Origin of the sequence: Novosphingobium sp. KN65.2 (genome assembly GCF_001368935.1) — a bacterium.
GTDB classification, from domain to species: domain Bacteria; phylum Pseudomonadota; class Alphaproteobacteria; order Sphingomonadales; family Sphingomonadaceae; genus Novosphingobium; species Novosphingobium mathurense.
Window position 1 is genome coordinate 1 of record NZ_CCBH010000036.1, and the last position, 973, is coordinate 973.

Here is a 973-nt window from a genome sequence, read left to right on the forward strand (position 1 = left end):
GTCCTGGTCGCCATGATCACGGATGCGGCCGAACGTGATCCGGTGCTGTTTCGAAAGCTTGCCATTGCCGCCGCCGCTGAAAGTGCCGACGGCGAGAACCTGGAAGAGAGCCTGCGTGAGGCGGTGGAGGAGGCATGCGGTACCCGCGGCTTTATCGATTATGCGCGGGCTGGAGAATGGGCCGCTGGCGTAGACGCCGTGCTCGATGCGATGGCTGACCTGGCCTCGACAGAGCACGCCGCGTTGGTTGTGGACCTGACGGATTATGCGATCACTCGGATCGAGAGGGCGATCGAAAATATCGACGATTCTGGCGGACATTGCGGTGACCTGCTCGAGCGTGCGCAGCAGATACATTTCGAGGCCTGCCAGGCTGCCCGGCCCGACCCGGTCGCGCTGGCCGGCAAGCTATACTTGCGCGAAACCCGCGGCGGCTACGGCACCTTCCATGGCGCGGTCGCGCAATATGCGGAAATTCTGGGCGATCGAGGACTGGATGAATATCAGCGCCTGGCCCGTGAGGCCTGGGACAAGCTGCCACCAAATATGGGACCGGTCAGGGGAGGGGGGGAGCACAGATACGAGTTGTCCAAACTCGTCTCGATCCTGGATTTTTTCGCCGAGCGAGACAAGGATCTGGAAGCCCGGATCGCGCTTCGTTCCAAGGACCTGTCCTCGCAATGGGACTACTTTCGTCTTGCCACGTTTTGCCTCGAGCAGGGGCTGGCAGAAGTGGCCCTGCGCCACGCCGAAGAGGGCCTGTGGTTGTTCGAAGATGAAAGAGCAGACGAGCGGCTTGTGAACCTGGCAGTCGATCTGCTTCTCAAGGAAGACAGGACTGCCGATGCCGAGGCGCAACTGTGGCGGGCCTTCAGGAAAGCACCCAATCTTGATCTCTACCGGCGCATGCGGTCCCTTGGCGGTGACGAGGCCACGAGGCAAATCCTCGAGCATTTGCAGGATCGGTTGGAAA

Annotated in this window: 1 protein-coding gene; it reads left to right on the forward strand. The window is 61.3% G+C overall.

The annotated features are described in order from the left end of the window. A partial coding sequence (locus SPHV1_RS25300; RefSeq protein ID WP_197277603.1) for a DUF6880 family protein occupies positions 1-973 on the forward strand: 973 nt, incomplete at both ends.